This window comes from Halomicrobium sp. HArcht3-1 (assembly GCF_058933345.1).
In genome coordinates, this window is record NZ_JBZYDM010000001.1 from 274,931 (window position 1) to 299,760 (window position 24,830).

The following is a 24,830-nucleotide window of genomic DNA, read 5'->3' on the forward strand; positions in this document are numbered from 1 at the left end:
ATCTCCGTGTAGCCGATCCATTTCACCATACTACGAGGACACACGATGTCTGAACTCACCGAGCGGTTAGAGCGGGCGACCGCGCCAGTGTTCATCACACATAGACGAGCGGACCGGGATAGTCTCGGCGCAGCGCTGGGTCTGCGGGCGATCCTCGGCGTCGGGACCGTCTGTGCGCCAGCCGGCATCACGAAGTCTGCACAGAGATTATGCGACGCTACGGACGCGACCGTCCGTGCGGAGACCCTTCCCGACGAGTTCGACGAGGCGGTCGTCGTCGACGCGCCGTCGACGGATCGGATCTCGCCGGTCGCTCCCGACGCCGTCCTGTTGATCGATCACCACGAGCCCGCCGACCTCGCCGACAGCGCCGTCGCCACGCTCGTCGATACCGACGCCGGTGGGACGACGGAGTTGGTCACCCGGCTGGCAATGTCGGCCGGCTGGGACGTTCCTGCGGACGCAGCGCTGCCGTTGCTCGTCGGCCTGCTCGACGATACCGACTTTCTCGGGGACGGTGGTCCGCGGACGGCGGCGACGGTAGCAACCCTGTTCGAAGCAGTGGGCGAGCAGGTGACACTGCTTCCGGCGTTACTCGACCGATCGGTCGGTCGCGACGAACGGATCGCCAGTGCGACCGGCGCCCTCCGGGCCAGCGGCTACCGGGCCGGCGATCTGTTCGTGGCGTTTTCCCGGGTCGGGGCACACGAAGGGGCGGCCGCCGAACGGCTCCGGGCGGCCGGCGTCGACCTCGCGGTCGTCTGCTCGACGCATGGCGGCGAGATCCGCGCGACGGCGCGAGCGTCCGACAGGATGGCCGAGCGGCTCAGTCTCGGAGCCACGGTCCTCCCGGCACTCGCCGACGAGTTCGGTGGTGACGGTGGCGGGCACGCCACAGCAGGGTCCGCGACAGTCGTTGCTCGGGACACTGGCGCGGTTGTCGAGACGGTGCTCGCGATAGTGGAGTCGGAACTCGGCCTGACGTTCGCCGAGGTGTCGTGGTAAAGAGGAGTGCCCGGAACCCACGGCACGGTTCGAACACCTCCTTTCGCGAAGAGTCGCGCTTATCTGTCCCGGCCGCCGATAGTCGTACATGGCAGACGAGGACGGACCCGTCGACCCGAGCCAGATGGGTGGGACCGACGCCCCGCCGGTCGAGGCAAAGCCGTACAAGATCATCTTCGAGGCCAACAAGTGCATCGGCGCAGGGAAGTGCGCCGAGGTCTCGACGAACTGGGAACTGGATCTCGACACCGGTATCGCCGCCCCGAAGGCCTACTTCGTCGGCGAGGACGAGGTCGACGACGAGATTCGCGCCGCCGAGGTGTGTCCCGCGAAGAAGGACGTGGGCGTGATCCACGTCGTCGACCGGCGGACGAACGAGGAGATCGCACCCGATCCACACGGTGACGGGACGCTGTCGGTCGACTGGTAGCGACGGAGCCGATTCACGCGCGAACAGCGTCTACTTGTCACGCTGTTGTCGTCGACGCAGTCGTCCCACAGATTCAAGCCATACCACTGGTGTTGTAGTGGTGTGTTCGACGAGAAACGTCGCTACCAGACGCTGTATTTCGTCTTCTTCGCCGCCGGGAGCGGCATCACGGCGTTTCGGAACGTCTACTTCGAGGAACTGGGCCTGTCGGGCTTCGAGATGGGACTCATCGGTGCCGTCATGGTCGGCGCGGGGATGTTCGCCCAGCCGCTGTGGGGCGTCGTCGCCGACCGCTACGGTCGGACGAAGGGATCGCTGCTCGTGGGCACTGCGGTGTCGGGGGTCGCCGGACTCGCCTTTCCGGCTGTCGGGCAGTCGGTCACTGATCCACCGGTGCTCTTTGGCCTGTTGCTCGCGGCGGGCGTCGTCTTCGCCACCTTTCGCGCGCCGATCATGCCCATCGCTAACTCGATGGTACTGGATTCGGGGCTGAACTACGGCTCGGTCCGGGCGTTCGGGGCGATCGCGTTCGGTCTCGGTCTCGTGGGGATCGGGAGCCTCGTCGAGTGGTTCGGGACGCCGGTCGTCTTTTACATCTACGTCGTCGGCATGGCTGCCTTCTTCGTCTTCCTGCATGGCCTCCCAAAGCCCGAGACGACGGTCGCACCGGACATCCGCAGCGAGGCCGTCCGTCTGCTGACGAACAAGCGCTTTCTCGTCCTCTTTCTGGTCGCGCTGATCATGGGCGGGGTCATCTCCGCCGGGGCCTCCTTTTTCGCCGTCTTCATGCGGGACATCCGGGCCGGCGACGACATCACCGGTCTCGCGTGGTTCATCCGCACTGTCGGCGAGGCGGCCATCTTCCTCGCGATGGCTCGGATCGGACTGGACTACCGCTGGCAACTCTCGCTTGGCGTCCTGACCTACGCCGTCGGCTACGCTGTCTACGGGCTGACCGGCGCTGTGACGGCGATCCTCTCGGTCCAGCTCGTGCTCGGCGTTGGCTACGCGATGTTCAATCTCTCGACGGTGAACCTCGCTCATCGGTTCGCGCCCGCCACTCTCTCCTCGACCGCACAGGCGGTGATGACCGGCATCGGCATCGGTGCCGGTCGCGCACTGGGCGAACTGGCCGGCGGCCAGCTCGTCGATATGGTCGGCACACAGGAACTGTACCTCTGGCTCGCCGGCGCGACCGTCGTCGCGCTGCTGGTGAGTCTCGTCTTTCACATCCCCGGCGTCGGCACCGCTGTCGCTGCCGACGACGCCGAGGCATCCTATAGCAACGATTGACACACCGGTCGCACTGCTGTCGCGCGGCCGGACGTGCACCGAGTGTCACCGCCGACCATCGTCCGGGACCGAAAGGGACAACCCCGTGCCGTTCGCTTTAGCAGAATGCGCGAGGGTAGCCGAGCCAGGCCAAAGGCGGTGGGCTTAAGACCCGCTCCCATAGGGGTCCGTGGGTTCGAATCCCATCCCTCGCATTTTCCGACTCGAACGGACGTGAGTGTCATGAAAATCGATCGTGGGATTCGAAGCCCGGAAGTCGCGTGCAGCGAAGCGAGCACGTCTTCCTCCGGTTCGAACGCCGCGGAATCCCTCGGATCCCGCGAGGATCGCACCCGCGTCGCGGGTGCTCACTCCCATCCCTCGCATTGCTGTCGCGAACACAGCCGTGAGCGACAGCGACCGATCGCTGACGACGCCCTTTTGCCCGTCAGCGGCCTATCGACGGTCAATGACCGAGGATCTCCCCGAGAGCGCTGTCCGGGCCTTCGAGAACCACGACGCCATCGCGGAAGCCGACGACGCGTATCGCGTGACGACCACCGCCTTCGAGGGGACCGTCACGGCCGCGGACGCCCCTGAGTGGCGCATCGCCTACACCGTCACCATCCACGCACCGACGCTGGAGACGGCGACCGTCGACGAGGTGGGCGACGCCGTGGCCGACGGGTGGTTCGAGACGCTCGAACGCCGTCTCGAAGATGCCCCGAAAGCCACGCGCACGACGGTCGACCTCGATACCTACACCGTCGAGCGCGACGACGGCGACGTGGTCGTCACCTACGGCTTCGAACTCGGTAACGCAGACACCGCTGCCCGCGTCGCCAAGACCTTCGTCGAGTACGTCGAAGGCACCTACGTCGAAGGGATCATCCCCGGCTACGAGTACGAGGGCGCGGTCGCGAATCTGGTGGATCAGGCCCAGACCAACGGCGATGGCGGGGCCGGCGGAACGCCGCTCTGACGACGAGTGTCGGGCATCCGCGCGAGGAAGCGAGCGCGGTTCACTCCGAGCGCACCCCTCGGGTGCGACTCGGAGGTCGTTTTTAGCGTAGATTTTTGCAAGGAGTGGTGCCCGCAGTGCCATCGGCACGAGGACACCCGACGCAGTAAAAAGGTACAACGGCGACGGCGGGGCCGGCGGAACGCCGCTCTGACGACGAGTGTCGGGCATCCGCGCGAGGAAGCGAGCGCGGTTCACTCCGAGCGCACCCCTCGGGTGCGACTCGGAGGTCGTTTTTAGCGTAGATTTTTGCAAGGAGTGGTGCCCGCAGTGCCATCGGCACGAGGACACCCGACGCAGTAAAAAGGTACAACGGCGACGGCGGGGCCGGTGGAACGCCGCTGTGAACGATTCGTACTTGCCAAGGTACTTGAGTCGAGAGGACGTTTAAATAGTACTGTGTATTCTTTCGCATCTGGTGGGCAGCGAATCGCTTCCGAGACGAACAGCCCCGGACAGGGGCCGGGAGATCTGTGAACCCGAGTCGGGTCGACTCGATCGTCGACCTCGTCTACGGCCTCTTGATCGCGCTCTCGGTGGCGCTGATCCTGCTCGTCGGCAACGCCGTCGGACTCGCCTTCGGGTTCGGTGTCTTGCTCTCGTATCTCATCCATGTCGTCTGGAAGATGGCCCGGTTCGATCCAGAGTGGATGACGACGGAGGTCAAGGAGACGGTCGAGAAGACCGTCGAGGAGACGGTCGACGAAACGGTCGGTGAGAAGGTCGAGGAGACTGTCGGTGAATCGGTCGAGGAGACCGTCGAAGAGACTGTCGGCCAAAAAGTCGAGGAGACCGTCAGTGAAACAGTCGACGAGACGGTCGGTGAAAAGGTCGAGGAGACAGTCAGCGAGACCGTCGAGGAGACTGTCGGTGAATCGGTCGAGGAGACTGTTGGCGAGAAAGTCGAGGAGACCGTCGAAGAAACCGTCAGTGAGACCGTCGAGGAGACTGTTGGCGAGAAAGTCGAAGAGACCGTCGAAGAAACCGTCAGCGAGACCGTCGAGGAGACTGTTGGCGAGAAAGTCGAGGAGACCGTCGAAGAAACCGTCAGCGAGACCGTCGAGGAGACGGTGGACAAGAAAGTCGAAGAGACCGTCGAAGAGCAGTTAGATGAGGAGAGCGACGACACGACGAGCGAGGACAGCTGATGGTCGAGCTACTGCTGGTCGTCGGCGTCCTGGTCGCGATGTTCGTCGCGTACAACATCGGCGGCTCGACGACTGGGCCGGCGTTCGGGCCAGCTGTGGGGGCAGATGCGATCTCGAAAACCACCGCTGCGGCGCTGATGGGCGTGTTCTTCTTCCTCGGCGCGTGGACGATCGGCCGGAACGTCGTGACCAAGCTCGGCACGGAACTGGTCGTCGATCCCGGCGTGTTCACGCTCGAATCGTCGATCGCCGTGCTCTTTTTCATCGGTATCGCGCTGCTGATGGGGAACCTCTTCGGCGTCCCGGCCTCGACCTCGATGACGGCCGTCGGCGCGATCGCGGGGCTGGCGCTGGCCGGTGGCGTGCTGGACATGGCCGTCATGGGCGAGATCGCCGTCTGGTGGGTCGTCTCGCCGATCATCGGCTTCTGGGTGTCGCTGATCCTTGGTCGGTACTTCTACGCGCGACTGAATCGCCTCGTCGCGATGGAGCGCAGCACCGGCCCGCTGTTCGACGTGGATCGGTCGGGGATCGTCCCGATCCCGCGGGTCCACCGGACGACCAATCGTCGAGAGCTGGGCGGGACGATCACGGTCGTTTCGATCGGTTGCCTGATGGCGTTTAGCTCCGGCACCTCGAACATCGCCAACGCCGTCGCACCGCTGGTCGGAAGCGACGAACTCGCGATGAACCCGGCGATTATCCTCGGTGGCATCGCCGTCGCGATCGGTGCGTTCACGATCGCTCGACGGACACTGGAGACGATGGGCAGCGATATCACCGAACTACCGCTGACGGCCGCAATCGTCGTCGCGTCGGTCAGTTCGACACTCGTCGTGTTCCTCTCGGCGCTTGGTATCCCTGCGAGTTTCGTCATCATCGCGACGATGTCGATCGTCGGGCTGGGCTGGGGGCGAGCGACGCGACCGGTCACCGTGTCCGAGGCCGTCTCTGGTGAGGAAACGCCACCGGTCACGGTCAACGCGCTGGCTGATGACGAGGAAGGCGAAGCGCTCCCATCGATCGGTGAGGCGGATACGGAGGACGTCCCCGAGCCGTCGGCACTGTTCAATCCGGCAACGACGGCCCGGGTCGTGCTGATGCAGAACGTGGTCCCGGCGATCGCGACGATCGGGGCGTATCTCACGTTCCGGTTCGTGCCGATATTCGGGATCTAACCGATCGAGAGCGAGCCCAGCGGTCGGGTCCCTGCGCCGTGGGTCACCGCTAGTGCATCGCGATGTACGTCTGTGTGTCTTCGACGCCCTCGATCTCCTGTATCTGCATGGCGGCGATGTCCTTGACCTCGGCGGGCGTGTCGACCTCGACCTTTGCGATGAAGTCCACGTCGCCGGCGACGATGTGGGCGTCGCTGACGCCGTCGATGGCTTCGATCGCGTTTTTCAGTCGGTCGGCGTCGCCGGTGTACACCTTGATCATGACGTAGGCGACGACCATCTCAGGCACCTCCCATGGCGGTCGCGCGGCCGGTCTCGCCAACGACGATACTGCGCACGTCGCTCAGCACGTCGAAGTCGGCCAGCACGACGAGGTGGTCGCCGAGGTCGAGCGTCTCGTCTTCGCCGGGCAAATCGAGCGGGCCGTCGGCCTTGCCGAAGGCCAGCAGTCTGGCGTTTGCGGGCAGTTCGAGTTCACTGATGGAGTAGCCTCGCATGGGTGACTGTTCGGTGATGGTGAGTTCGACGAGCTGGAGGTTCTGGTCGATGTCGGCGACGGCGCGGATGTTGCCTCCGAGCAGGGCGTTCTTGGCGGCGATGGCTCCGAGGCGTTCGGGGTAGATCACCTCGTCGACGTCGCCGGCGTACTTGCGGTAGATTTCTTCGCGATAGTCTTCGTCGATTCGCATGACGGTTCGACAGCCGAACTGTTTGGCGATCAGACACGCTGCGAAGTTGGTGTTGAGGTCGCCGGTCAGCGCACCGAGCGCGTCCGCGTCGTCGAGGGCGGTCTGATCGAGGGTGTCCTCGACAGCACCGTCTCCTTCGATGGTCTCGAACCCTCCTTCACGAGCGCGTCCGACCTTCGTCGGGTCGTTTTCGACGAGCACGACGTCGTGCCCACTTTCGTCGAGCACGCGGGCGGTACGGAGACCGACGCGACCGGCACCCACGATAACGAATCGCATGGTAATGCTTACGACCGACGGTCGGATAAAGCTACCCCGTGGATAGACCTGAACCTTTTTCGTGTTACCAATCCACACAGTAGGTATGGTCACCGCCTTCATCATGGTCAAGACCTCGGCCGGGAAATCGGAGGGGCTTCTCGAAGACATTCGCAGCCACGAGGGCGTCAGCGAGGCCCACATCGTCGCCGGCAAGTACGACATCATCGTCGAAGCGGTCGGCGACGAAGTGTACGACGTGATGCATACGGTCGCGACACGGATCCGTGATCTGGACGGCGTCGTCGACACCCGGACCTACATCTGCATGGAGTAGCCCGACTCGATGGCGACACGGCAAAGACCCCTGCCCCCCTAGGGCCGCCATGGTCGGCGTCCTGGATCTCGTTGGCGTGCTCGTGATCGTACTGGTCAACAGTGGCGTCACGGCGTTGATGACCCGCTTTTTCCGCGTCAGGCTCGACACGCAGTGGGGGAGCCTGCTCTATGCGCTGCTGTTGTGCCCGGTCGTCCTCGTCGTGCTCTTGCTGGTGTTCTCGGGCGTGTTCAAACTGGGCGGGAACCTCGGCAGTCGTGGGACCGTGATGATGCTGACGATCTTCTTGCCACTCGCGCTCGGGATGACGTTCGACTACGTGTGGATGCCCTCGCCGGACGAGGTCGAGGTGCCGGACACGACCGGCCAGTAGTCATCCCAGCAGGTCCGTGATGGCGTCGTCGACGGCCTCGCGCACGGCGGCCTCGGGCTGAGTCGCGTCGATCCTGACGAAGCGGTCCGGTTCGTCCGCGAGCAGTCGCTCGTAGTTCTCGCGAACGTCTGCGAGGTAGTCGGCCGTCTCGAACTTGTTGGTCGCACCGCTGCGTTCGGCGGCCGTCTCCGGGTCCACGTCGAGATAGAGCGTCGCGTCCGGCGGGCGCGTCCACGGTGCGTGAACGTCGCGGACGTATTCGAGGGCGTCGTCCAGTCGCTCGTCGAGTGTGGCACCCTGATAGGCGTATCGCGAGTCCGAGTAGCGATCCGAGATCACGACCCGTCCCTCGGCGAGTGCCGGTTCGATGGTGTTGGTGAGGTGGTCGGCGTGGTCGGCGGTGTACAGAAAGAGTTCCGCGAGCGAGTCGGCGCCGGCGTCGTCGATCGACCGCTGTACCGCCTCGCCGTACCACGAGTTCGTCGGTTCGCGCGTGAAGAGGGCGTCGTCGGGGACTGCCGCGTGGTCCTGTAGCGCCTCCCACGCACTCGTCTTCCCGCTCCCGTCGAGCCCTTCGAGCGTGACCAGCATGTTCCAGTCGTCGCCAGCGCCATACGTAAACGCCTCGGCTGCCGGTCCCGGGCAACCCCTCAGTTCGCTGGCGTGGTATCGACCGTCGGCCCTAATAGGGTGCGCACTACCTTTATATCACTTCCCGATCACATACTGTATATGAACGTACTCGTCGTCGGTGGGAGCGGCTTCGTCGGATCGAATCTCTGCGCGGAACTGGACGAGCAGGGACACGACGTGACGGCACTGGCCCGGTCGCCGGGAGATGGGGACCTGCCTGCCGGCGTCGAGACGGTCGCCGGCGACGTCACCGACTACGAGAGCATCGAGGGAGCGTTCGAGGGACAGGACGCCGCGATCAACCTCGTGGCGCTGTCGCCGCTGTTCAAACCAAAGGGCGGCAACGAGGCCCACGACCGGGTCCACCGCGGTGGGACCGAACACTGTGTCCGGGCCGCCGAGGAACACGGCGTCGAGCGGTTCGTCCAGATGAGCGCGCTCGGGGCCGACTCGAACGGGCCGACCCACTACATCCGGTCGAAGGGCCGGGCCGAGGAGATCGTGCGTGACTCGTCGCTTTCCTGGGTGATCGTCCGTCCGTCGGTCGTCTTCGGTGAGGGCGGTGAGTTCGTCCCCTTCACCAAGCGACTCAAGGGGATGTTCGCGCCCGGCGTCCCGCTGTATCCGCTGCCCGGGGGCGGCAAGAAGACTCGATTCCAGCCCATCTGGGTCGGTGACCTCGTACCCATGCTGGTCGACGCGCTGACCGACGACGCTCACGTCGGCGAGACCTACGAACTCGGCGGCCCAGAGATCCTGACGCTCCGGGAGGTGACCGAGCAGGTGTACGAGGCCAGCGACAGTTCCGTGAGTATCGTCCCGCTCCCGATGGCGCTGGCCGGCGTCGGCCTGACGGTGCTCGGTTCCGTTCCGGGCTTCCCGATGGGTGCCGATCAGTACCGATCGCTGAACTTCGACAACACGACCAGCGACAACGACGTCGCTGCCTTCGGCGTCGACCCCGACGAACTGACGACGCTGGGCGAGTATCTCGGCCTCGCGTAACGCTCCCCCACCGGACCGCGATCAGTACGAGACGACCCCCTGATTTCGCGTCCATCGTATTCGATCTTTGGGCAAAAGGCTTATCCCCTCATTCCTACTTACCCCTTTTAAGCGGAGTCTCACCAATCAATGAAACTCGCGATGATCGGCTTCGGGCAGGCCGGCGGCAAAATCGTCGACAAGTTCCTCGAATACGACGAGCGGACGGACTCCGGTATCGTCCGCTCGGCGGTCGCGGTGAACACGGCGAAGGCTGACCTGCTCGGTCTCGAGAACATACCACAGGAGAACAGGGTCCTCATCGGACAGGCACGGGTCAAGGGGCACGGCGTCGGTGCTGACAACGAACTCGGCGCGGAGATCGCCGAGGAAGACATCGACGAGATTCAGGGCGCGATCGACGGCATCCCCGTCCACGAGATCGACGGCTTCCTGATCGTTTCGGGACTCGGTGGTGGCACCGGGTCGGGTGGTTCGCCGGTTATCGCGAAACATCTCAAACGGATCTACACCGAACCAGTCTACGGACTGGGCGTCTTGCCCGGGAGCGACGAGGGTGGCATCTACACGCTCAACGCCGCCCGATCGTTCCAGACGTTCGTCCGCGAGGTCGACAACCTCCTCGTGTTCGACAACGACGCGTGGCGAAAGACCGGCGAATCCGTCGAAGGCGGCTACGACCACATCAACGAGGAGATCGTCAGGCGCTTCGGGGTCCTGTTCGGTGCCGGCGAGATCGGGGATGGGGACAACATCGCAGAGAGCGTCGTCGACTCCTCGGAGATCATCAACACCCTTTCCGGTGGCGGCGTCTCCACCGTGGGCTACGCTTCCGAGGATGTCGAGATGTCCTCCAGCAGTGGCGGCGGTTTGCTGTCGCGCTTCTCCGGTGGCGACGACAGCAGCGACATGGACAGTGCGAACACGACCAACCGGATCACCTCGCTGGTCCGCAAGGCTGCCCTCGGTCGCCTCACGCTGCCCTGCGAGATCGACGGCGCAGAACGTGCCCTGCTCGTCATGGCTGGTCCCTCTGCCCATCTCAATCGGAAAGGCATAGAGCGCGGGCGCAAGTGGCTGGAGGAGCAGACTGGCAGCATGGAGGTCCGCGGTGGGGACTACCCGACCAACGAGCCTCGCGTGGCCGCGGCGGTCCTGCTTGCGGGCGTCCACAACGTCCCACGGATCAAGGAACTCCAGCAGGTCGCCATCGAAGCCCAGGACAACATCGACGACATCCGCCAGGAGAGCGAAGATAACTTAGAGCAGTTGGTCGAAGACGACGATGATGAACTTGACCCGCTATTCTAAGACTGCGACTGCGCTGCTTTGCGTTGCGATGTTACTCGGCGCGGCCGGGACAGCCACTGCGCTGACGCTCTCTTCGGAGGGGATTCCAAGCGAGGCACAGGTCGGCGAGGAAGTGTCTCTCACCTACACGATCGACGACCCCTTTACCGACACTGCCAACGAGTGGACACTCCGGGCCGACACGGAACTGACGAACGTCCGCTGGACCGTGACCGTGTTGCGGGCCGGGACCCCGGTCGAAGACGGTGAGACGACCTACGGTCAGCAGTCGTTCAATCAGACGCTCGACGTCGACAACAACGGCGACGAGGTACAGATCGAACTCGTCGGCGAGGTGCCCGAGGTCGAGCAGTACAGCTACGAGCCACGCCAGACGTTCGTCGTCGGCGCACTCGACCAGCAGGTCGGTGGCAACACGGACGAACTGACGAACGACAGCGTCCACCACTACACCAGCGAGAGCCAGTCGGCCCGACAGGCCATCGACGAGGCCCAGACGGCGGTCGACTCGGCCGGTGGCGATCAGGGACAGGAGCTGCTCAACAGTGCGATCTCGTCGTACGAGAACGAGAACTTCCAGAACGCGGAGGATCTGGCGGGTCAGGCCCAGAGTGAGGCCCAGTCGGCCCAGCAGTCCCAGCAGACCACCCAGACGATCCTGTACGCTGCCGGCGGTCTCGTCGTGCTTCTGTTAATCGGCGGCGGCGCGTACTTCCTGCTCTCCCGTGGCGGCGACGACTACTCGAAACTGTAGATGCGCGTCGTCGTGCCGTTTTCGACCGTCGAGCCAAAGACGCGACTCGCGTCCGTTTTGACCCCCGACGAGCGCCGGCAGTTCGCCCGTGCGATGCTCGACGACGTGCTCAACGCGCTCGAAGCGACCGGCGTCGATCCCGAGGTGCTGGCCACTGCACCGCTCGATCTCGGCCGTGACGTACCGGTCACTGTCGACGACCGGCCGCTCGATCCGGCTATCGACGACGTACTCGCAGAGACTGACGGACCGGTCGCGGTCGTGATGGCAGACCTCGCGTTAGTGACGCCCGACGCGCTCGATCGGCTGTTCGGGGCCGACGGCGACGTGGTTCTCGCGCCGGGGCGCGGTGGCGGGACGAACGCCGTCGTCGCGCGCCACCCCGACTTTCGGGTGGACTACCACGGTGCGTCGATCCGGGACCACCGGGCAATTGCAGCCGACAGTGGTGCCGACCTCGCAGAGATCGACTCGTATCGCCTCGGAACGGACATCGACGAGCCTGCAGACTTGACCGAAGTGCTTCTCCACGGTGGGGACACCAGCGCGGCGTGGCTCCGGGCGGCGGGCTTCGAACTGCGTGCCGACGACGGACGAACGGCCGTCGAACGGTCCTGACCACTCAGTCAGCTTTTTGCCCACGCAGATACGAGACGGAGACGTGATTCCCGGCGCAGCCGACTACGACTACTCGCTGTCGATCGACGACGAGGCGATCGAGCGCCTGTTGTCGGTCTCGCCGGCAGACGTGTCGGCCCCATCCGAGCTTTCCTTCGCTCGCAACGTCTTTCTCCCGCTGACGACGGCCTGTCGGTACACCTGCACCTACTGTACGTACTACGACCCGCCGGGACAGGCCGAACTGATGGCACCCGAGGCGATCCGTGAGACCTGCCGGCGTGGAGCCACAGCGGGCTGTACGGAGGCGCTGTTTACCTTCGGCGACGACCCCGACGACCGCTACACCGAGATCCACGACCAGCTAGACGAGTGGGGACACGACTCGATCCACACCTACCTTCGGGAAGCCTGTAAGATCGCACTCGACGAGGGGTTGCTGCCCCACAGCAACCCCGGCGACCAGACCCGCGAGCAGATGGCCGAAGTCGCGGACCTGAACGCCTCGATGGGGGTGATGCTGGAGACCACGGCCGACGTGCAGGCCCACGGCGGACCGCGGGCGAAGAACCCGGGCCAGCGGCTCAACACCCTGCGGGTGGCTGGCGAACTCGGCGTGCCCTTTACCACCGGAATCCTCGTCGGTATCGGTGAGGACTGGCGCGACCGGGCCGAGAGCGTGCTGGCTATCGCCGAGATGCACGCTCGCTACGACCACATTCAGGAGGTGATCGTCCAGCCAGTCGTCGAGAACGAGCGCTGGGCGGGCGGGACGCCGGATCTGTCGACGATGCGCCGCGTGACGGCGATGGCTCGTGCCGGTCTCCCCGAAGAGGTCTCGGTGCAGGTGCCGCCCAACCTCGCGCCCGCCCGCGACCTCGTGGACTGTGGCATCGACGACCTCGGTGGCGTCTCGCCGGTGACGGTCGATCACATCAACCCCGAGTACGAGTGGCCCGCGCTCCGGGAACTGCGCGCCGTCGCCGACCACGCCGACGTGCCACTGCGTGAGCGACTCCCGGTCTACGAGCGCTTCTTCGATGACGAGCGGTGGCTCTCCGAGTCGATCCGCTCGGCGATAGACCGCGAGGACGACCACGGCGAGCGCTTCCGAGCGGTGCGTGACCGTGGTGACAATCCGGTCCCGGCGGACGACTAACCGAACTGTGAGAAGACGCGGTGTTCGATCTTGCGGAGGTGTTCACCGACGGTGCCGGCGCTCGCGTCGACTGCCGCAGCGATGTCCGCTTGGGTAGCGTCCCGTGGATTCTCGTAGTACCCCAGTTCCAGCGCCGCTTCGAGGACGGTCTGCTGGCGCTCGGTGAGACTCGCGAACAGGTCGTCGCCCTTCGGCGGGCGCTCGCCGGTCTCCAGCAGTTCGATCTCGTAGGCCTCGTCGGCCGGGACGGCCTCGGCGAAGGCGCTCTCGTCGCCGACGAACGTGATCACCATGCCACCGTCGGGGTGGATTTCGACGGGCATCTCGATCATCACGGGTGACTCCTGTCGATACCGGAGCATCCGGCGGTTGGCGTCGCTGGGGTCGAACTGGAGGTAGGCGTACCAGCGTCCCGCCGCCCCGGTGACGGCGTACTGGTGGACGTACTCGCTGGCATCGAGGATCGACTCGTAGCGGTCCTGATTGCCGCGCGCTTCGGCGAGCATCACGCCAGTGCCGTCCGCGAGCAACTCGACGCGGTGGATCGCCTCGCGTGTGATGTCGTCGGCGTCGGCCAGCGCCTGTCCCAGCGGGTGGAACGAGGCCTGCTCGCGTGGGATCGCTCGCACCGTGACGTACCGCATACTCGACGGTCGTCACGGCACGTACTTAAATCGACCTCGTCGGTGAGGCACCAAAGCGAGGCGCGTCCGGCGCGTCTCTTCACACGATGACGACCACTGACGTTCCCGGTCCGCGCGGTCTGCCAGTACTCGGAAACACCCACCAGTGGGCGCGCGACCCCTGTGCGTTCCGCGAGCGCTGTGCCGACGAGTACGGCCGCGTCGTCAACTACGAGATGCTGGGCTGGGACACCTACATGCTGACCGACCCACAGGACGTCAAGCGCGTCCTCGAAGACACCGAAACGTTCTCGAAACACGAGGAGGGGACGGCACAGCTACGGGAGTTCGTCGGTCGTGGCCTGATCACGAGCGAGGGCGACTTCTGGGAGCGCCAGCGTGAGGCGATCCAGCCGGCGTTTTACATGGACCACATCAGGAACTACGCCGACATCATGGCCGGTCAGGCAGCGGCGACCGGCGACCGCTGGACCGGCGGGGACCCGATCGACATCAGGAGTGCGATGACTCGCTGTACGCTCGATATCCTCGTCGACTGCATGTTCGGCGAGGAGATCGACCCGGGTGAGCGCGGTCTCTACGATGCCGTCGAGGCGTTTCAGGAACCGCTCAAGCCCAGCAAGCAGCCCATCACCTTCTTCGCGCCCGACTGGGCACCGGTCCCCTTCCTGCGGCGGGCCGACCGCGCACTCGACCACATCGACGACCAGATCTACGACATCGTCGAAACCAGACGCCGCAAGCGCCGCGACGGCGGCGACGACCGCGACGACTTGCTGGCGATGTTGCTCGACGCCGACACCGCGATGGACGACGAGACGATCCGCGACGAGATGGTCACGTTCCTCTTTGCCGGTCACGAGACCACGGCCCTGTCGATGAGCTACGTCTGGGACCTCCTCTCGCGCAACCCCGACGCCGAAGCGACACTCCACGACGAACTCGACGACCAGCTCGACGGCCGACCGACCATCGAGGACGTGTTCACCTTCGAGTACACCGAGGCCGTCGTGAAAGAGGCGATGCGTCTCTACCCGCCGGCCCACGACATCCGGCGTGAGCCGACCCGCGACGTGGTGATCGGCGACTACACGATCCCCGCCGGTTCGCTCATCACGCTCCCGACGTGGGTCCTGCACCGCGACGGGCGCTTCTGGGACGACCCCGAGCAGTTCCGTCCCGAACGCTTCCTCGGCAGCGACGACCGTCCCGAGTACGCCTATTTCCCCTTCGGCGGCGGCCCCCGGCGCTGTATCGGCCAGCAGTTCGCCATGACCGAAGCCCAGTTGATCCTCGCGACGCTGGCCCGCGAGTGGACGCTCGTCCGCGAGTACGACGACCTCGAACTGGCCGCTGCGGTGACCCTCCAGCCGGATCACCCGATGCCGATGACGCCCCGAAGGCGGAAGTGAGTGTTCCGGGGACCACTGACAACATCACGCGACGCTGTGATGGGCTGTCGTGCGTGGACCCAAACACATAACAGCGAACGCGGCGACGCGTCGCTCAATGAGTGGGGTTTCCCCGATCGACGTCGCGATCATCCTCGCGGCGACCGTGGCGATCTGGAAGGGCAGCGACTGGCTCGAAGGTGCAAGCGACGAGCTATCGACGTACTACGGGCTGCCACTGGTCGTGCAGGGAGCGGTCGTCGCCGCCATCGGCTCCAGTTTCCCCGAACTGGCGAGTGTCGTCGCCTCGGCACTGCAGGGGTCGCTGTCGCTCGGTGTCGGTGCGATCGTCGGTTCGGCGATCTTCAACATTCTCGTGATCCCCGCGGTGTCGGGCATCGCCAAGGACGGCGAGATGGAGTCCAATCGGGCGCTCGTCTACAAGGAAGCGCAGTTCTACATGCTCGCGGTGTCGGTACTGGTGATCACCTTCGCGATGGCGGTGATCTACTACCCGGTCGACGGGGCGACGCTAATGGGCACCGTCACGCGGCCGCTGGCGCTGATCCCCATCGGAATGTACGGCCTGTACGTCTTCATCCAGTTTCAGGACACCAGCGATCACGAGGCCGACCCGAGCGCGGCCGAGGGGATCGACGTGCGTCGGCAGTGGGGGTTCTTGCTGGCCGGACTGCTCGTCATCCTCGTGGCCGTCCACTACCTCGTCGAGTCGGTCGGCGAGATCGGTGCGGTACTCGGGGTCCCGGAGTTCATCATGGGCGTGACGATCATCGCCGGTGCCACGAGTCTCCCCGACACGCTCGTCAGCGTCCGATCGGCACAGGACGACAGGGCCGTCGCCTCGCTGGGGAACGTACTGGGGTCGAACACGTTCGACCTGCTCGTCGCCATCCCCGTGGGCGTGCTCATCGTCGGCGAGGCCGCCATCGACTTCGAGATGGCCGTCCCGATGTTTGGCATCCTCACGCTGGCGACGCTGATGCTGTTTACCGCCTTGCGGACCGACATGGTGATGACGACCGGCGAAGCCTACGCCCTGCTCGTGGCCTACGCCGCGTTCGTCGTCTGGGTCGTGCTTGAGACGACGGGCGTGATCGTCGGGATCATCCCCGCGTAGATACGGGTCAGATCACCCGGTCCCGCCACACTCGCCACACTCGCGTGGCGACCATCGCAAAACCGGCGGTTTTGCTCACTCCCGCCACGCTTTTGCTCCCCTGGACCTATCGGTAGACGATGCCGAACGCCTTCGACGCCGCAGCGAACGTCCCCCGAGGCGAGTTCGACTTCGAGCATCGTCCCGAGACGGACCAGTCCTTCGAGAACGCGCTGGCGAAGGCCCGCGATGGGACCCGTCTGTCGGTCGACGACGCCATCGAACTGCTGACGACCGGGACCGACCGGGTAGGGATCGACGGCGTCCGCAAAGAGCAGGTACTCGAAGCCGCCGACCGCCGCCGGGCCGAGGTCGTCGGCGAGGAAGTCACCTTCGTCGCGAATCTCAACAACAACGTGACGACGGCCTGTAACACGGGCTGTCTGTTCTGCAACTTCAAGGACCGTTCCGAGCAGTTCCGCAGCGAGTATCAGGGCGAGCACGGCGGCTTCACGAAGACCCCGAGCGAGTCCCGCGAGATCGTCGCCGACGCCGTCGAGATGGGGATCTACGAGGTCACCTCGGTGTCGGGACTGCACCCCGCCTTCGCGCTGGACGACGACCATCGCGAGATCCTCGAAGCCAGCGACCGGGGCGACCTGAACTATCGCTCGCCCGGCGAGTACGACACCGATCCGGGGACCTACACCGAGCAGATGGCTGCGATGAGCGTCGGCGGCGTCCACCTCCACTCGATGACGCCCGAGGAGGCGTATCACGCCCGCCGTGGCACCGACTGGAGCTACGAGGAGGTGTACGGCCGACTGCAAGACGCCGGGCTGGACAGCGTACCCGGCACCGCAGCAGAGATCCTCGTCGACGAGGTCCGGGACGTGATCTGTCCGGGCAAGATCGACACGGGCGAGTGGCTCGACGCGATGGAGGCCGCGGCGAACGTCGGTCTCGATGTCACCTCGACGATGATGTACGGCCACGTCGACAACGAGGCCCACCGGGCGCGCCACCTCCAACGCATCCGCGAGCTACAGGACCGGACGGGGGCGATCACGGAATTCGTTCCGCTCTCCTTTATCCACGAGCAAACGCCCCTCTACGATGAAGGGATAGTCTCCGGGGGCGCGACCGACGCCGAGGACGAACTCCTGATCGCCGTCGCCCGCCTGTTCCTGGACAACGTCGAACACATCCAGACCTCGTGGGTCAAATACGGCGACGCCAAGGGGCTGAAGATGCTCACCTGCGGCGCGGACGACTTCATGGGAACGATCCTCTCGGAGGAGATCACCAAGCGCGCCGGCGGCGACTACGGCGAGATGCGAACCGTTCAGGAGTACGTCGACATGATCACCGCCGTCGGTCGCGTGCCGGTCGAGCGCTCGACGGACTACCGACAGCGCCGCCGGATCGACCCCGACGAGTCGCCGATCGGCCCGACGCTCGGGCCGAAGGCCGACGGGACGCCGCTGTTAGAGTAACGACTGGTCTTGCTGTCCGGTCGACATCGTTCCCGAGGGCACGAGACGGTACGCGAAACGTCGAAATCCGTCAGTGCGATCGGTGCTCAATCGCTTCAACTGCAACTGTCGACCGAAGTGCAAACGTCTATGTCCGGCCCCCGACTACCCGAGCAGTAATGACGAGCGTCAAGGAGTTCCGTGTCGACGAGCCGGCCACCGCCGACGACTTTGGCCGTGGTGCGTTCGTGTTCACCGACGACTACTCCGTCTTCGACTGGGGGAAGATGCCCGACCAGATCCCCGACAAGGGGGCGTCGCTGTGTACGATGGGCGCGTTCAACTTCGAACTGCTGGAGACCAACGCCATCCCCACTCACTACGAAGGGGTCGTCGTGGAGGGTGAGCAAATGGACCTCGACGACGCCATCGACGCCGGCGTCGCACCCGACGAGATGGCGATCGCACTCACGCAGGTCCCGGAGCTACCCTTCGAGGACGGCAGCTACGACTACGACGCCTTCCACGCCGATGCCGACGAGAACTACCTGATCCCGCTCGAAATCGTCTTCCGCAATCGCGTGGGTGTCGGCTCCTCGCTGCGAACGCGCACCGACCCGGCCGATCACGGACTCGACTTCGAGACGTGGCCCGACGAGGTCGTCGACCTCGACGAACCGATCGTCGAGTTCTCGACGAAGTACGAGGAACAGGATCGCTATTTGAGTCGTGCCGAGGCCGACGAGATCGCGGGCATCGCCGACATCGACCGCCTCGACGAACTCGCGCGTGCCGTCAATCATATCGTCACCGAGCAAGCCGCCGACGCGGGGCTGGTCCACGAGGACGGCAAGATCGAGTGTTGCTACCATCAGGGCGAGATTCACGTCGCTGACGTGGTCGGTACCTTCGACGAGAACCGCTTTGCCTACGACGGCCAGCAGGTCTCGAAGGAAGTCATCCGCCAGTATCACAAGCGCACCCAGCCAGCGTGGGTCGAAGCGGTCAGCGCCGCGAAGGCGGAAGCCGACGAGACGGGCGTCGCAGACTGGAAGTCACTGTGTGCGGTCGAACCGACTCCGCTCGACGACCACGTCATCCGTGCCGCTCGCGACCTCTACTGTGCCGGGACGAACGCCTACGTCGGCCGCGACGTGTTCGATGCGCCGCCCCTCGACGACGCCGTCGCGACCGTCCGCGACCTGTAGCCCCCTGCAGCTTCCTGCTTTGGGAGAGACGCCGATCTCCTCACGCGATGTCTCGACGTGTCCCTCGTCGACGGTTCCGAGAAAGAACGACCTGACTGCCTCAGTCGTCGGCCTGTGCGCCGTCGTCATCGCCAGCGACGATCTCACCGAGTCCATCGATCGGTCGATCGGGATTTTCCCGATCGAGCTGGCGCGGCGCACCGAGCTGTGCGTCCACGGTGTCGGGATCACGCAGTTTCGTCCGGCCCCGGTGGACCGTCACCTCGTCGTTGAGGTGGAGCTTGATCGCTTCGATCAGCGCCTCGGCTTCGAGGGGCTGGCCGATCTGCTGGAGTTCCTCCTCGGCCGCGTCGTCGGGGACGTTGAACGCCCGCTGGGTGATGATCGGTCCCTGATCGAGGTCCGTCGTCACGTAGTGAGCCGTGACACCGGCGATCCGAACCCCCTCCTCGATGGCCTGCATGTACGCCGAGGCCCCGGGGAAGGCCGGCAGCAGCGACGGGTGGACGTTGATGATCCGGCTCTCGTAGCGAAACACCACGTCGGGACTGAGAATCCGCATGTAGCGGGCCAGCACCATCAGATCGGCGTTGTACTCCGAGAGCAGTTCGAGCAGTTCGTCCTCGTCGGGCGTCCCCTTCTCGTCGCCGATGTCGTGGAAGGGAACGTCGTACTTCTCGGCCAAGGGCTGGAGATCGGAGTGGTTCCCGATCACCACGTCGATATCCGCACCGAGGTTGCCACTGGCCCACGACTCGAACAACGCTTCGAGACAGTGACTCTCCTTGGTCACGAGGACGGCGATCGACTGGGTCTCGCGGTCGGCGGGGAACCGCACCTGCACGTCGACGCCGAGTTCGTCGCCCAGATCGTGGAGGTCTTCCCGGAGTTTCCCCTCCGTACAGACCATCTCGCCGGTGTCGACGTGCATCGTCATTCGGAACACGCCTTCACGGACCGCCTGGTCCAGATCCTCGATGTTGATGCTTCGCTCGAACAGCAGGGAGGTGACTTCGGCGATCAGACCGGTGTCGTCGTCACCGACGACGGTGATCTCGGTCAGGTCCCGCGTCACGTCCACCACCCTGTGACGATGTCCCTACTCATTGCTCTCCCGTCCGTTGCGCCACTTCAAAAGCCTTCGTGTTGCCTGCCATCGTCCCAACTCCATCCGCATGCGACATGGTTAGCTACAGTATAATCTATGAGCGAAAGAGACGAAATTATATATGCGGGGACGAAACCACTGGCGTGCGTAGATGCGCCGATGGCCCGCTCTCGTGATCGTGTTCGCCGCAGTCGTGACGATACTGGCAGTCCCAGCCGCTGCAACAGATAACCAAGCGCCCACCGCGGCGGCCGGTCTCGACCAGTCTGTCACCGTCGGCACGACGGTCTACCTCGACGCCGGTGGCTCTTCGGATCCCGACGGCCGACTCACCGCGACCGAGTGGACGCTCCAAGCACCGAACGGAACGACGCTGACACCCTCCTGCCGGACGTGTACGACGCCGACGTTCACACCCGACGCAGCCGGACGCTGGGCCGTCACGGTCACCGTGACCGACGACGACGGCGCGACCGCCTCGGACACACTCTTCGTCACCGTCGGCGAACCACGTGGTCCCGACATCACCACCGGACTGCCCGACACGACGACACCCGGCGCGTCGACACCCATCGTCGTCGACACGAGCACCGACGACGGCACTCTCCGCCGCGTCGAGCTCTTCCACAACGGCACCCGCGTCGACCGCTTCGACGTGTCCGGCAACAGTAGCTCTGTCACGACGACCCATACGTTCGACGCGCTCGGGTCCAAGGAACTACTCGCCGTCGCGACCGACGAAGACGGCTACGTCAATACGACGACAGTGAGTGTCGAGGTGGTGAGAGACACCTCCAGCAGTGGAACGACAAATCCCGCTATGACTGGTGGTTCTGAGGGACGTGGTAATTCGGGTGGCGACGACAGCAGCGGCTGTCGTGTCATCCGTGACGGTTACGAGTACCGTACGGTTCATGGAGCTGGCTGTGATAATGATCGGGTCTACCATACCCTCGGTGAGGGCGGTGAGGTCAACGGCACCCGACTAGCTGATGCTGACGGAGACGGTGAGATAACGATGAACATCCTGGCGGATGTCTTTGAGGATGATGTAAAGACAGTTACTATCAGCGACTATGTCGACAGGAGCCAGTACGAGGTCGATACCGGCACAGATCTCCAAGCGGTCGATTACTCTGTCAAGTCTGTTGTCCGATCCAGAGCTATCGAGAAAAAACGAGCTGAGGATAACGAGCAAATCAGGAATGTGAGAGATGGCGACAGCACAAATGACTCGCCAAAGAAAACGGAATCTCCAGACCACTCCAGCTCGTCGTCGAGTAGTGGCCCGTCATCAAGCAGCGGCTCATCGTCCGGTAGCGGCCCGTCATCCGGTATCTCGGGAGGGCACACCGGACCATACGGTCCGGGATCTTCCAGTCACAATACGTCACCGCCGGACTCCGATAGTGGGCTCATCACGGAACCTTCAGACGACTCTGACTCATCGTCCGGCAGTGGATCGTTCTCCTCCGGTAACTCGGGAGGACACACTGGACCATACGGTCCGGGGTCTTCCAGTCATAATACGTCACCGCCGGACACCGATAGTGGACTCATCACGGAACCTTCAGACGATTCCGACTCTTCGTCCGCTAGCGGTCCGTCATCCGGTAGCTCGGGAGGGCACACTGGACCATACGGTCCGGGGTCTTCCAGTCATAATACGTCACCGCCGGACACCGATAGTGGACTCATCACGGAACCTTCAGACGACTCTGACTCATCATCCGGCAGTGACTCATCTTCCAACAGTGGTTCATCGTCTGGTAAGGACTCATCTTCCAACAGTGGTTCATCGTCTGGTAAGGACTCATCTTCCAACAGTGGTTCATCGTCTAGCAGTGATACCGGGAATGACTGCACTGCAATGGAGAGGTGGCAGGGCGCGTGCTGAATTGATCCACTGACATTGGTGAGATTGAATGTAACTCATCTCTTCGACTGAGATTTTATATACCAACACAAATAAACCAACTGTGGAGATTGAAACAAAGCACTTTCAACATGATCTCAACGAACACTGCTTCAGTTCGAAAAATCACTCTCGGCGTTCTTTTCGCCGCCTTACTGATTAGTGCTGGCTGTAATGGCATTGGTGTCGGGGAAACCGATACACGCGTGGACAGGGGAAGTGCCGAGCCTACCGTAGATGCTACGCCCGATTCTACCGCTACGGTTACGCCAACCGTCACGCCAACGCCCGACCCTGACGCAAGGGACCTGCGGGAGATCGAGGTACACGTCACCGGGACCAGCGACAACGATCCGAACACGCGGGGTGAGATCGACCGTGGCGACCCGACCAACGAGGACGGCCACTACGAGCCCGTAATGTTCGTCGCGCAGGCCAACGATACGATCAACGTCACAGCTACGGCGTATCTCAACGGCGGTGATCCGAAAGTTGAGCTTCGCGCTCCCAACGGGACGACGCTCGATATCGACGATGACGGAGGGGTCGGTGATGCGGCCTCGATCGAGAACGAGACGCTGCCGGTAACGGGCCATTACACTGTTATCGTCAGCAGTGCCGATGACAGTTCCACTGCAACGTTCGGCTACTATCTCACCATCGACCGTCTTCCCCGGAAGGCTGAGCTTGAGACGCCGACGGAAACTAAATCTGATGCGCTTGGTTGGTTTAGCGGCAACGCAGAAAACTGGAACGAATCCGAGCGGTACGCCGAACATGCTCACGACTTCGCCGAGATTACGAATGATACTGATCCGGCAGCCGATGCTGAGCCGAGCGTCTGGGTGAATCCTGAAGCGGATTACGTAGTCATCACGATGATCGACGGCCCGTTCTACGACGGTAGCCATCGACAGGATATCATTGCTTCCCTTGCTCTGACAAATGTGGAACTGTACAAGGGAACTGTCAACGAGAGCAACGAGGTCGTCAACGAGACGTGGTTCCCTGACCGCACATACGTGCGGTTCGTGACGCCCGAAGACCGCGAACTGTACCGAATCAACGCCTTTCGGAAGCAGTCCGCAATGGAAGGAGCAAACATGAGTGGCTACGGCGTCGGCCCCAGTATCGATGACTTCTTCGGGTCGATCTATCTTGGACCTGCGAACGAAAACTACGAGCCGGGTACTCGCGGTTCCATCGAGAGCCGAGCCGACATCAACTATACCCATATCGAGAGCGAGGTGGAAGCGCCCCCGATAGATCGATATCGGCCGAGCATCGACAGAACGACCAGCATCCCCTCAGTCGCTAACAATTCCTCGGAGGGATAGATCGAGTCGGCAAGCACGGACTGCAATTCATATAACAAGGAGTGAAATAATCCCAATGATACCAAAACAAGTGAGTCTCTGATGATCTCAAGCCATTCGCTCCTGCCACGAAACATGGTTCTGACAGTGTTCGCTGCCGCTCTATTATTGACTGCCGGCTGCCACGGCCTTTGCGCCAGTGACCCTGATACGGGCGCAGACGACGACGGTACAGAACCGCACACTACTACAACGCCGACGCCAACACCGACACCGACCGCGACGCCGACGCCAACTCCCGATCCCGACGCGATCGATCTCCGGGAGGTCGATGTACAAGTCGTCCCAGCGGGGGGAGCGCCTACGCAAACGACGGGGGAGATCGACCGTGGCGATCCGACCAATGAGCGCGGCCACTACGAGCCGGTCGTGTTCGCCGCCGAGGCCAACCAGACGGTCAACATCTCCGTGCAAACGTTCGAGGGCGACCCCCACATCACGCTTCGTGCGCCCAACGGCACGGTGCTCGACGTCGACGACGATGGTGGTGTTGGAGAGGCTGCGAAGCTCGAACGGGAGACCCTGCCCGCGACCGGCCGCTACACCGTCATCGTTTCCCCCTCGCCAGACAGTTCGGTCTCGATCTTCGAGTACCGCATGAGCGTCGACCGAGCGCCGCGTGAGGGCGAGCTACCCGAGATGACTGAAACTCCTCGAAACGAGACGATCGGCGACTCTCAGAGCGATGAATGGATGGCTCCTGATACGATGTGGAACCAGACCGAGCGGTATGCCGAATGGGCCTACGACTTTGGGACGGTCGCAGAGGATACAGACCCAGAAACAGACATCGAACCGCAAGTAATGGTGAATGCCGAACAGGATTACGTCATCATCACTCTGATCGACGGCCCACATTACAACGTGAGTATTCGCCAGTCAGTACTTGGAGAGCTCGCGGCCACTAATGTCGCACTCTACGAAGCGTACGCGAACTCTTCAGAGGTCGATACGTCGTGGATTCCCGAGTGGACGTTTTTCCGGTTCGTGACGCCCGAAGATCGTGGACTGTACCGGTTCACTGGAATGAGCAAAGCGTCCGCTGTGGAAGGTGCGAACGTCAGTAACGTCAGTGATAGCTTGAGACCGAGTACGAACGACTTCTTCCGCGCGAAGTATCTCGGCCCAGCCAACGATCTGTACGAGCCATCGGCGTCCAATGCGATCGAGAACTTGAGCGAAAGCCCATTTCTTGAAAGCCGCGAGGGCGAGGTCCAGGTCCCGCGAAACACGCGCCAAAACGTCTCCAAGACGACGAATCGGACCACCACGAACGCCACGAACGGTTGATCGGTGGTTACCGGCCTGCGATTTTCGACCTGTACGGATCGATGGTAAAACCAATGATGGGAAAGCCACCTCCACGATTAAAAAATGGCACGGGACTTGTTAGTAATAGTCTCGC

The 24,830-nt window shown here is 63.6% G+C and carries 25 protein-coding genes and 1 tRNA gene; 21 read left to right on the top strand and 5 right to left on the bottom strand.

Annotated features, from left to right (window positions below; genetic code table 11):
- Positions 1-45 precede the first annotated feature (45 nt).
- From AC5FRW_RS01505 to AC5FRW_RS01535, 7 genes are all read left to right on the top strand, one after another.
- Positions 46-1,005, top strand: coding sequence for a DHH family phosphoesterase (locus AC5FRW_RS01505; protein ID WP_493566650.1), 960 nt, complete (start codon positions 46-48; stop codon positions 1,003-1,005).
- A gap of 88 nt (positions 1,006-1,093) precedes the next feature.
- Positions 1,094-1,435, top strand: coding sequence for a ferredoxin (locus AC5FRW_RS01510; protein ID WP_493566651.1), 342 nt, complete (start codon positions 1,094-1,096; stop codon positions 1,433-1,435).
- Between the two features lie 102 nt (positions 1,436-1,537).
- On the top strand, positions 1,538-2,728 hold the full coding sequence (locus tag AC5FRW_RS01515) for an MFS transporter (protein WP_493566652.1): 1,191 nt from the start codon (positions 1,538-1,540) through the stop codon (positions 2,726-2,728).
- A 109-nt stretch (positions 2,729-2,837) separates the two neighbouring features.
- A tRNA-Leu gene (locus AC5FRW_RS01520) sits at positions 2,838-2,922 on the top strand.
- Between the two features lie 254 nt (positions 2,923-3,176).
- Complete coding sequence (locus AC5FRW_RS01525) at positions 3,177-3,689, top strand: DUF5813 family protein (RefSeq protein WP_493566653.1); 513 nt, start codon at positions 3,177-3,179, stop codon at positions 3,687-3,689.
- 512 nt (positions 3,690-4,201) lie between these two features.
- Positions 4,202-4,876, top strand: coding sequence for a hypothetical protein (locus tag AC5FRW_RS01530; protein ID WP_493566654.1), 675 nt, complete (start codon positions 4,202-4,204; stop codon positions 4,874-4,876).
- Positions 4,876-6,054 (top strand): inorganic phosphate transporter, encoded by a 1,179-nt coding sequence (locus AC5FRW_RS01535; RefSeq protein ID WP_493566655.1) that lies wholly within the window; start codon positions 4,876-4,878, stop codon positions 6,052-6,054. The genes AC5FRW_RS01530 and AC5FRW_RS01535 overlap by 1 nt, the downstream gene beginning before the upstream one ends.
- A 49-nt stretch (positions 6,055-6,103) precedes the next feature.
- Here the strand turns inward: AC5FRW_RS01535 and AC5FRW_RS01540 are convergent, their stop codons facing one another.
- Positions 6,104-6,334 (bottom strand): Lrp/AsnC family transcriptional regulator, encoded by a 231-nt coding sequence (locus AC5FRW_RS01540; protein WP_493566656.1) that lies wholly within the window; start codon positions 6,332-6,334, stop codon positions 6,104-6,106.
- Between the two features lies 1 nt (position 6,335).
- On the bottom strand, positions 6,336-7,022 hold the full coding sequence (locus AC5FRW_RS01545; protein WP_493566657.1) for a potassium channel family protein: 687 nt from the start codon (positions 7,020-7,022) through the stop codon (positions 6,336-6,338).
- Positions 7,023-7,107: 85 nt separating this feature from the next.
- Between AC5FRW_RS01545 and AC5FRW_RS01550 the strand changes: the two genes are divergently transcribed.
- Both AC5FRW_RS01550 and AC5FRW_RS01555 read left to right on the top strand, forming a co-directional pair.
- Complete coding sequence (locus AC5FRW_RS01550) at positions 7,108-7,338, top strand: Lrp/AsnC family transcriptional regulator (RefSeq protein ID WP_493566658.1); 231 nt, start codon at positions 7,108-7,110, stop codon at positions 7,336-7,338.
- Between the two features lie 49 nt (positions 7,339-7,387).
- Complete coding sequence (locus AC5FRW_RS01555) at positions 7,388-7,711, top strand: DUF7991 family protein (RefSeq protein ID WP_493566659.1); 324 nt, start codon at positions 7,388-7,390, stop codon at positions 7,709-7,711.
- Here the strand turns inward: AC5FRW_RS01555 and tmk are convergent, their stop codons facing one another.
- Positions 7,712-8,302 (bottom strand): dTMP kinase, encoded by a 591-nt coding sequence (gene tmk / locus AC5FRW_RS01560; protein WP_493566660.1) that lies wholly within the window; start codon positions 8,300-8,302, stop codon positions 7,712-7,714.
- A 141-nt stretch (positions 8,303-8,443) separates the two neighbouring features.
- Between tmk and AC5FRW_RS01565 the strand changes: the two genes are divergently transcribed.
- From AC5FRW_RS01565 to cofG, 5 genes are all read left to right on the top strand, one after another.
- Positions 8,444-9,349 (top strand): complex I NDUFA9 subunit family protein, encoded by a 906-nt coding sequence (locus tag AC5FRW_RS01565; protein ID WP_493566661.1) that lies wholly within the window; start codon positions 8,444-8,446, stop codon positions 9,347-9,349.
- Positions 9,350-9,478: 129 nt separating this feature from the next.
- The gene (locus tag AC5FRW_RS01570) at positions 9,479-10,660 is read left to right on the top strand and encodes a tubulin/FtsZ family protein (RefSeq protein WP_493566662.1); all 1,182 of its coding nucleotides are present in this window, start codon (positions 9,479-9,481) and stop codon (positions 10,658-10,660) included.
- Between the two features lie 28 nt (positions 10,661-10,688).
- Positions 10,689-11,414, top strand: a complete 726-nt coding sequence (locus AC5FRW_RS01575; RefSeq protein WP_493566663.1) for a hypothetical protein — start codon at positions 10,689-10,691, stop codon at positions 11,412-11,414.
- Positions 11,415-12,032, top strand: coding sequence for a 2-phospho-L-lactate guanylyltransferase (cofC, locus tag AC5FRW_RS01580; protein ID WP_493566664.1), 618 nt, complete (start codon positions 11,415-11,417; stop codon positions 12,030-12,032). It begins immediately after the preceding gene.
- A gap of 43 nt (positions 12,033-12,075) precedes the next feature.
- Entirely contained in the window at positions 12,076-13,191 is a 1,116-nt protein-coding gene (gene cofG, locus AC5FRW_RS01585) for a 7,8-didemethyl-8-hydroxy-5-deazariboflavin synthase subunit CofG (protein WP_493566665.1), read from the top strand.
- Here the strand turns inward: cofG and AC5FRW_RS01590 are convergent.
- Positions 13,188-13,835, bottom strand: coding sequence for a helix-turn-helix domain-containing protein (locus AC5FRW_RS01590; protein WP_493566666.1), 648 nt, complete (start codon positions 13,833-13,835; stop codon positions 13,188-13,190). The two genes, cofG and AC5FRW_RS01590, sit on opposite strands and share 4 nt — an antisense overlap.
- An 86-nt stretch (positions 13,836-13,921) precedes the next feature.
- On the opposite strand from AC5FRW_RS01590, the gene AC5FRW_RS01595 reads away from it, so the two are divergent.
- From AC5FRW_RS01595 to AC5FRW_RS01610, 4 genes are all read left to right on the top strand, one after another.
- Positions 13,922-15,247, top strand: coding sequence for a cytochrome P450 (locus AC5FRW_RS01595; protein WP_493566667.1), 1,326 nt, complete (start codon positions 13,922-13,924; stop codon positions 15,245-15,247).
- Positions 15,248-15,344: 97 nt separating this feature from the next.
- Positions 15,345-16,364, top strand: a complete 1,020-nt coding sequence (locus AC5FRW_RS01600; RefSeq protein WP_493566668.1) for a sodium:calcium antiporter — start codon at positions 15,345-15,347, stop codon at positions 16,362-16,364.
- 119 nt (positions 16,365-16,483) lie between these two features.
- Positions 16,484-17,839 carry a 7,8-didemethyl-8-hydroxy-5-deazariboflavin synthase subunit CofH gene (gene cofH / locus AC5FRW_RS01605; RefSeq protein ID WP_493566669.1) on the top strand — a complete coding sequence of 452 codons (1,356 nt, stop codon included), beginning with the start codon at positions 16,484-16,486 and terminating at the stop codon, positions 17,837-17,839.
- Between the two features lie 158 nt (positions 17,840-17,997).
- On the top strand, positions 17,998-19,026 hold the full coding sequence (locus AC5FRW_RS01610) for a phosphoribosylaminoimidazolesuccinocarboxamide synthase (RefSeq protein WP_493566670.1): 1,029 nt from the start codon (positions 17,998-18,000) through the stop codon (positions 19,024-19,026).
- A 100-nt stretch (positions 19,027-19,126) separates the two neighbouring features.
- On the opposite strand, the gene AC5FRW_RS01615 is transcribed toward AC5FRW_RS01610, so the two are convergent.
- Entirely contained in the window at positions 19,127-20,101 is a 975-nt protein-coding gene (locus tag AC5FRW_RS01615; RefSeq protein ID WP_493566946.1) for a formyltetrahydrofolate deformylase, read from the bottom strand.
- A gap of 205 nt (positions 20,102-20,306) precedes the next feature.
- Between AC5FRW_RS01615 and AC5FRW_RS01620 the strand changes: the two genes are divergently transcribed.
- From AC5FRW_RS01620 to AC5FRW_RS01630, 3 genes are all read left to right on the top strand, one after another.
- Entirely contained in the window at positions 20,307-22,031 is a 1,725-nt protein-coding gene (locus AC5FRW_RS01620; protein WP_493566671.1) for a PKD domain-containing protein, read from the top strand.
- 110 nt (positions 22,032-22,141) lie between these two features.
- Positions 22,142-23,386 (top strand): hypothetical protein, encoded by a 1,245-nt coding sequence (locus tag AC5FRW_RS01625; protein ID WP_493566672.1) that lies wholly within the window; start codon positions 22,142-22,144, stop codon positions 23,384-23,386.
- Positions 23,387-23,500: 114 nt separating this feature from the next.
- Positions 23,501-24,715 carry a hypothetical protein gene (locus tag AC5FRW_RS01630; RefSeq protein WP_493566673.1) on the top strand — a complete coding sequence of 405 codons (1,215 nt, stop codon included), beginning with the start codon at positions 23,501-23,503 and terminating at the stop codon, positions 24,713-24,715.
- The last annotated feature ends 115 nt before the right edge of the window (positions 24,716-24,830 follow it).

Excerpts from the sequence above, each read along its gene's own strand:
- AC5FRW_RS01625 (WP_493566672.1), top strand. The coding sequence starts at position 22,142 with ATGATCTCAACGAACACTGCTTCAGTTCGAAAAATCACTCTCGGCGTT.
- AC5FRW_RS01595 (WP_493566667.1), top strand. The coding sequence starts at position 13,922 with ATGACGACCACTGACGTTCCCGGTCCGCGCGGTCTGCCAGTACTCGGA.
- AC5FRW_RS01505 (WP_493566650.1), top strand. The coding sequence starts at position 46 with ATGTCTGAACTCACCGAGCGGTTAGAGCGGGCGACCGCGCCAGTGTTC.
- AC5FRW_RS01555 (WP_493566659.1), top strand. The coding sequence starts at position 7,388 with ATGGTCGGCGTCCTGGATCTCGTTGGCGTGCTCGTGATCGTACTGGTC.
- AC5FRW_RS01550 (WP_493566658.1), top strand. The coding sequence starts at position 7,108 with ATGGTCACCGCCTTCATCATGGTCAAGACCTCGGCCGGGAAATCGGAG.
- AC5FRW_RS01525 (WP_493566653.1), top strand. The coding sequence starts at position 3,177 with ATGACCGAGGATCTCCCCGAGAGCGCTGTCCGGGCCTTCGAGAACCAC.
- tmk (WP_493566660.1), bottom strand. The coding sequence starts at position 8,302 with ATGCTGGTCACGCTCGAAGGGCTCGACGGGAGCGGGAAGACGAGTGCG.
- AC5FRW_RS01610 (WP_493566670.1), top strand. The coding sequence starts at position 17,998 with ATGACGAGCGTCAAGGAGTTCCGTGTCGACGAGCCGGCCACCGCCGAC.
- AC5FRW_RS01630 (WP_493566673.1), top strand. The coding sequence starts at position 23,501 with ATGGTTCTGACAGTGTTCGCTGCCGCTCTATTATTGACTGCCGGCTGC.
- AC5FRW_RS01570 (WP_493566662.1), top strand. The coding sequence starts at position 9,479 with ATGAAACTCGCGATGATCGGCTTCGGGCAGGCCGGCGGCAAAATCGTC.
- AC5FRW_RS01575 (WP_493566663.1), top strand. The coding sequence starts at position 10,689 with ATGTTACTCGGCGCGGCCGGGACAGCCACTGCGCTGACGCTCTCTTCG.
- AC5FRW_RS01545 (WP_493566657.1), bottom strand. The coding sequence starts at position 7,022 with ATGCGATTCGTTATCGTGGGTGCCGGTCGCGTCGGTCTCCGTACCGCC.
- AC5FRW_RS01540 (WP_493566656.1), bottom strand. The coding sequence starts at position 6,334 with ATGGTCGTCGCCTACGTCATGATCAAGGTGTACACCGGCGACGCCGAC.
- cofH (WP_493566669.1), top strand. The coding sequence starts at position 16,484 with ATGCCGAACGCCTTCGACGCCGCAGCGAACGTCCCCCGAGGCGAGTTC.
- AC5FRW_RS01510 (WP_493566651.1), top strand. The coding sequence starts at position 1,094 with ATGGCAGACGAGGACGGACCCGTCGACCCGAGCCAGATGGGTGGGACC.
- AC5FRW_RS01535 (WP_493566655.1), top strand. The coding sequence starts at position 4,876 with ATGGTCGAGCTACTGCTGGTCGTCGGCGTCCTGGTCGCGATGTTCGTC.
- AC5FRW_RS01590 (WP_493566666.1), bottom strand. The coding sequence starts at position 13,835 with ATGCGGTACGTCACGGTGCGAGCGATCCCACGCGAGCAGGCCTCGTTC.
- cofC (WP_493566664.1), top strand. The coding sequence starts at position 11,415 with ATGCGCGTCGTCGTGCCGTTTTCGACCGTCGAGCCAAAGACGCGACTC.
- AC5FRW_RS01600 (WP_493566668.1), top strand. The coding sequence starts at position 15,345 with ATGAGTGGGGTTTCCCCGATCGACGTCGCGATCATCCTCGCGGCGACC.
- AC5FRW_RS01565 (WP_493566661.1), top strand. The coding sequence starts at position 8,444 with ATGAACGTACTCGTCGTCGGTGGGAGCGGCTTCGTCGGATCGAATCTC.